This is a genomic window from Natronohydrobacter thiooxidans (genome assembly GCF_001884735.1).
GTDB lineage: Bacteria > Pseudomonadota > Alphaproteobacteria > Rhodobacterales > Rhodobacteraceae > Roseinatronobacter > Roseinatronobacter thiooxidans_A.
The window spans coordinates 1-5369 of sequence record NZ_MJAP01000015.1 but is presented as its reverse complement, the minus strand read 5'-3'; the positions used below and the strand labels follow the sequence as shown (position 1 = coordinate 5369).

At 56.2% G+C, this 5369-nt stretch carries 5 protein-coding genes; all 5 read left to right on the top strand.

Going from position 1 to position 5369, the window contains the following annotated elements; genetic code table 11:
* Positions 1-2 precede the first annotated feature (2 nt).
* On the top strand, positions 3-875 hold the full coding sequence (locus BG457_RS10880; protein WP_245770983.1) for a recombinase family protein: 873 nt from the start codon (positions 3-5) through the stop codon (positions 873-875).
* A 366-nt stretch (positions 876-1241) separates the two neighbouring features.
* Positions 1242-2441, top strand: a complete 1200-nt coding sequence (gene repA, locus BG457_RS10875; RefSeq protein WP_071797188.1) for a plasmid partitioning protein RepA — start codon at positions 1242-1244, stop codon at positions 2439-2441.
* Entirely contained in the window at positions 2441-3409 is a 969-nt protein-coding gene (repB, locus tag BG457_RS10870) for a plasmid partitioning protein RepB (protein ID WP_245770982.1), read from the top strand. Before repA ends, repB begins: the two co-directional genes overlap by 1 nt.
* 240 nt (positions 3410-3649) lie before the next feature.
* Positions 3650-4690 (top strand): plasmid replication protein RepC, encoded by a 1041-nt coding sequence (gene repC, locus BG457_RS10865; RefSeq protein ID WP_071797185.1) that lies wholly within the window; start codon positions 3650-3652, stop codon positions 4688-4690.
* Between the two features lie 121 nt (positions 4691-4811).
* A partial coding sequence (locus tag BG457_RS10860; protein ID WP_175546781.1) for a ParB/RepB/Spo0J family partition protein occupies positions 4812-5369 on the top strand: 558 nt, incomplete at its 3' end.

Below are 5369 nucleotides of genomic sequence, written 5' to 3'. Positions count from 1 at the left end.
TGATCGGCTATGCCTGCCTCTGGACCAAAGATCACACCCCCCTGCCCCAGTCGCAGGCCCTGAAACCCGCAGCCTGCGTTAAGATTCATGAAGAACAGGCCTCGGGCGGAAATCGCGCGCGGTCGGTGCTGGCGCGGGTATTGGAACGGATCAGCAAGGGCGATACGCTGGTGGTGATGCGCATTGACCGTCTTGCCCGCTCATTATCGCATCTGCTGGAGGTGATCGAGCGGCTGGAGGCGAAGGGCGCCTTCTTTCGTTCCATTCAGGACCCGATCGACACCGCATCCCCGCAAGGCAAGTTCACGCTGCAGGTCCTGGGTGCCGCAGCCGAGTTCGAGCGCGCCCTGATCCGCGAACGCACCAAGGCAGGCTTGACAAGTGCCCGGACGAAGGGCCGCATCGGCGGCAACCCGGGCTTGCGCGCATGTGACCCGGCAACGCTGCGCAAAGTTCGGCTGGCGCGACAGGACGGATATATGGAGCGATTGAACGAGACGGCGCAAGACTGGGTGCCCCATGTACGTCGGCTGCGGCCCGACCTGGCCTGGGAGGATGTGGTGCGCATTATCAATGGCCCCCTGCCCCGTGATCGGCGCTGGACGCAAAGCCGACTGCTCCGCGCTGTGAAGGCGTATGTCCGCGATGGGTTCCTGCCCGCGACCGTGCTTGAACGCGCGGGCCCGCGTGCGCGAGATGACCGCCTGCCCGCCATCGTCGCGGGCATCAAGGGCGCCAATCCCGACATGACGTTGCAGGCGATCTGCACTCGGCTGGAAACCATGCGCGAGCGCACGCCCCGCGGGCGAACAAGCTGGCAGCCGTCATCTGTGAAGATGTTGTTGGAGCGGGCTGAGCGCCTCGGCCTTTTGTAAGTGCCGATGGTCAGGAAACTATTTTGGTCACTTGGCAATAATCTTCCAGAATCATCACGACACTTGGACTAAAATCAGCAAAATATCGAACAAAGGCTTGAGGTTAGTTCGCACGAGCAGAAAAAATCTTGTAGGATGCCAGCACGGTGCGATCCTACTTTTTACGTTAGCAATCAATCTGTTAGATAGCCATGGCTCCACCCGCCCGAATAGGGTCTGTGGATAACTTCTCAACTACATCTAGATTCTTCTTGCCGGACTCAGATGTTCGTGGCATGTCCATTCTGACGGCAAATCACGTCAGACGTGGCTTCGACCGTCAGAACGATAAAGAGCCTTAGCAAAGGCCATGAGAGGCGGCAGAACATGGATGATCGAAACACGGGCTATGTGCAAGGTATAGGCTCTTCCGACATCGGAGCATTCGCAGACAGTCTTGCTGAGTCGCTTGACCGGCAGATGAAGGTTGCGTTCGAGCCGGAAGAACGCAAGTCTTTGCGCCGCTTCAGTTCGACCGAAGTCGCCGAGCTCCTGCGTGTTAGTACGTCGAACCTGCGCAACCGCCACAAAGATGGCAGCTTTCCGGAAGTTCACACTGACGGTCGCGGTCATAGGTTCTACACGGCCGAAGAAGTTGACGAACTCCGCAACATTTTAGCGCGGACCGGGAAAAACGCTGACGCGTACCGACCCGGTCGCAGAGATAGCGACCGCCTTCAGGTCATATCGGTCGTGAACTTCAAAGGAGGCTCGTCGAAGACAACCGCGACGATCCATTTGGCACACCGGTATGCCCTGCGCGGCTACCGTGTCCTTGTACTGGACCTCGACCCGCAAGCCAGTTTGACAACCTTTTTCGGCTTCCGGCCTGAGCTCGAATTCGCCGAAGGCGGCACGATTTATGACGCCTTGAGGTACGAGGGTCAGGTTCCGCTCTCGGAGGTCATCCAGAAAACATACTTCCACAAGCTCGACATGGTCCCGGCTGGCTTGATGTTGTCCGAATACGAGACCGAGACAGCAAACGCCCTTGCCCGCAGAATCCAGCCGATTTTCGCAGAGCGTCTTGCTCTGGCGTTAGAGGAAGTCGATTCCGACTACGATATCGTGTTGATCGATTGCCCTCCCCAGTTGGGCTTCCTGACATTGACGGCATTGGCAGCATCGACTGGCCTGCTAGTGACGGTCGTTCCCGGCATGCTGGATATCGCGTCAATGAGCCAATTTCTCAAACTTGCTTCGGAAACGGTCAAAGCCGTCGAAGAAGCGATTGGGCGGCAAGTTACTTGGGATTTCGTGAAGTTCCTGATCACACGCTACGAGCCCTCGGACGGTCCACAAACGCAAATGGCTGGGTACCTACGTTCGATCCTCGCGGGCCAAGTCATGACTGAGCCGATGCTAAAATCGACAGCCATATCTGACGCTGGCATGACGCAACAGACTATCTACGAGGTGGATCCGGGCCAGCTTATTCGGAAAACGATTGATCGGGCTTTGACCAGTGTGAACAGCGTTGCTGATGAGCTTGAGCAAACAATCCAGATGGCATGGGGGCGTCGCTGATGGGTAGAAATATCTTCAACCAACCGCCGAAAGACGAGAAAGAGTCGACAGCCCCCTCCCCTGCCCCGGTCAAGTCCACGAAGCTACCTGGCTCGGTTGGCGGATTGCGGGATTCTCTCAGAGAGATCACTGCCAACTCCATCCGAGATATCGAACCCGACCGGATCGATATGGATGGCCTCCGGGATCGTCTGATCCTGGAGGATAGCAGCATTGAAGAACTCGCAGAAAGCATTCGCAAGCATGGTCAGCAAGTGCCGATCATGGTCCGCCCCTCAGACCAACCAGACCGATACCGCATCATCTATGGCCGTCGAAGACTGGCAGCCATTCGAAGGGTCGGCGGAACCGTAAAAGCAATCGTTCGAACACTTGATGACGATGCCTCTCTGATCGCGCAAGGTCAAGAAAACAACTTGCGATTGGATCCGTCGTTCATTGAGAAATCTCTTTTTATCAAAGAGATGCAAGAAGCTGGTTATAAGCCGGGTGTTATTCAGGACGCTCTAGGCCTCACTCGGCAAGGCGTATCGAACCATCGCGTGGTCATCGAGCAACTGCCAGACGAACTTGTGCGACTTATCGGTCCAGCTCATGGCGTAGGTCGACGCCAATGGGGTGATCTGGCGGCACTTTCAGAAAAGGTGCCGCTTGTCGACATTGCGCGCAAGACACTTGCCGATCTTCCTGACACCGCTCCAAGCTCAGATAGGTTTCAAGCTGTCTATGTCGCTTGCTCCAGCAAAGCGCGTGGCACAACCAACCAAAGCGCCGGCAGCCAAACGACCGTGGTAAAGGACCAAAGTGGTAGCCCTGTCGGTACACTTTCAGTGGATCGCAAGTCCATCGCGATCAAGATCACCCGCAAGGACAACCCGGAATTCTGCCAATGGCTCGAAGAACGCGCAGAAACCACGCTGCGAGAGCTTTTCGAACAGTGGCAGAATGAAAGAGGCTCGGGGCGCTGATCCCCGGTCATAACCCAAAACACGAGCAGAGGAGAAAGGCGAAGGCCAAAAAGAAAAGAGCCCCCCAAGGTTTCCCCCGGAGAGCCCTCATCATCTGATTAGCACCTGTGGTGTAGCAATCTCCGACATATCAGTCAAGAGTCGCCGATTCGGTGGACGATTTTTTGTTGCCTTTTCTCGCTACATACAGCGTGAAGAGCCGGGGAAGTTGTGGGCCACAGTGGTCGTCGTTTAACAAACATGGCATTCACAAAACTTTCCGTTCCAACCTCTGGCGTCGGCAAGGGAACCCCCGCCACGCCCACACCTGAAAGCGACATCTGGGCAGTCTTCCGTGCGCTCAGAGACACTCGCAGCCTGTTCGGTCTCCGTCCAGGGCACGTTCAAACGCTCCAAGCGATGCTGAGCTTTCTCAAGCCTGGGCATGGAGATACAGTGTTCGCTTCCAACGACGAGATCTGCCGTCGAATTGGCGGCGTCGATGAACGAACCTTACGCAGACACATTGATCGCTTTGTTGAACTCGGTTTCATGAAGCGCCACGACAGCCCAAATCGCAAAAGATACCGAGTGAAGTCATCGGAAGGTCACTCCATCAGCTATGGCTTGTCGCTAACTCCGTTGCTGGCGCGCGCCAGCGAACTCCTTGCCGCGGCCCAAGAGATGGAAAACGCACGCCGGGATCGCATGTTCCTGCGAAAGCAAATCCTAACCAGACTTGCACATCTCGAGGAAGCCGACCCCGAGAGCGAACTTACTCATCAGGTACGTCGAGTTCTTCGGAGGAAGCTTTCGATCACGGACTACCGCGCTCTGATCGACAAACTGGAAGCTCATTGCGAGCAGATGTCCACCGTGGTGGACGTGCCAGATACAATAAAACTGCCCGCCAATGACGGACAAACTGTCCGGCACCATTCTAAGTCTAAAGAAGAACAAAAAGATTTAGAAACCGCGAGCAACGACGAAACACCTGCCGTACAAACCCTCACTACAGTATGCGACCAGGCCACTTCGTTCGCTACAAACTCGCTCAGAAACTGGCTGGACGTTGAAAAACATGCCAGAACACTCGCCCCGATGATGGGAATCCATGAAAGTACCTTCGAGAAGGCAGCTAGGAAGATTGGCACTCAAAAAGCGTCATGTGCCATCTTTATAATTCTTCAGATGAGCAGCCGTATTCGAGACTTCGGGGCGTATTTCCACAGCATCACGCTCGGCCGCAGAGAAGCAGACTTTAATCCATCATTCTTGTTAGAGCGGCTTTCTCGTTCTTAGGCACCTGTTGCATGACGTCCACCGCGGTGGACGTGTTGAGAGGAAGAGAAGGGCTGTGAAGGGTTTGACGGGAAGTGAGATCGGGAGAGTGGCTTCCGGCGCCCGTTGTGGAGATGATCTGATGGCGAAACCTGCCTCTAAAATCACCCTGTCCGCATCCAAGGACATCCCTTTCGACAAGCTAATGCTGAGCCAGTCCAATGTGCGGCACATCAAGGCTGGCGTGTCTGTTGAAGAGCTGGCCGAGGATATCGCGCGGCGCGGCCTGTTGCAGGGCTTGAGCGTACGAGCGGTGTTGAATGACGATGGCTCTGAGACCGGCCTGTATGAAATCCCCGCGGGCGGCCGGCGGTTTCAGGCCCTGGCTTTGCTGGTGAAGCAGAAGCGGCTGGCCAAGACAGCACCCATTCCCTGCATTCTGCGCGAAGCTGGCTCTGACATCCTGGCGGAAGACGATTCACTGGCTGAGAATATGCAGCGCGTCGCGTTGCATCCGCTTGATCAGTTCCGTGCCTTCGTGGCTTTGCGCGAGAAGGGTCAGGGCGATGAGGCGATTGCCGCGGCCTTCTTTGTGACGCCGCAGATCGTGAAACAGCGGTTGAAACTCGCAGCCGTGGCCCCTGCCCTTCTGGATGTCTATGCCGAAGATGGCATGACGCTTGAGCAGCTCATGGCATTT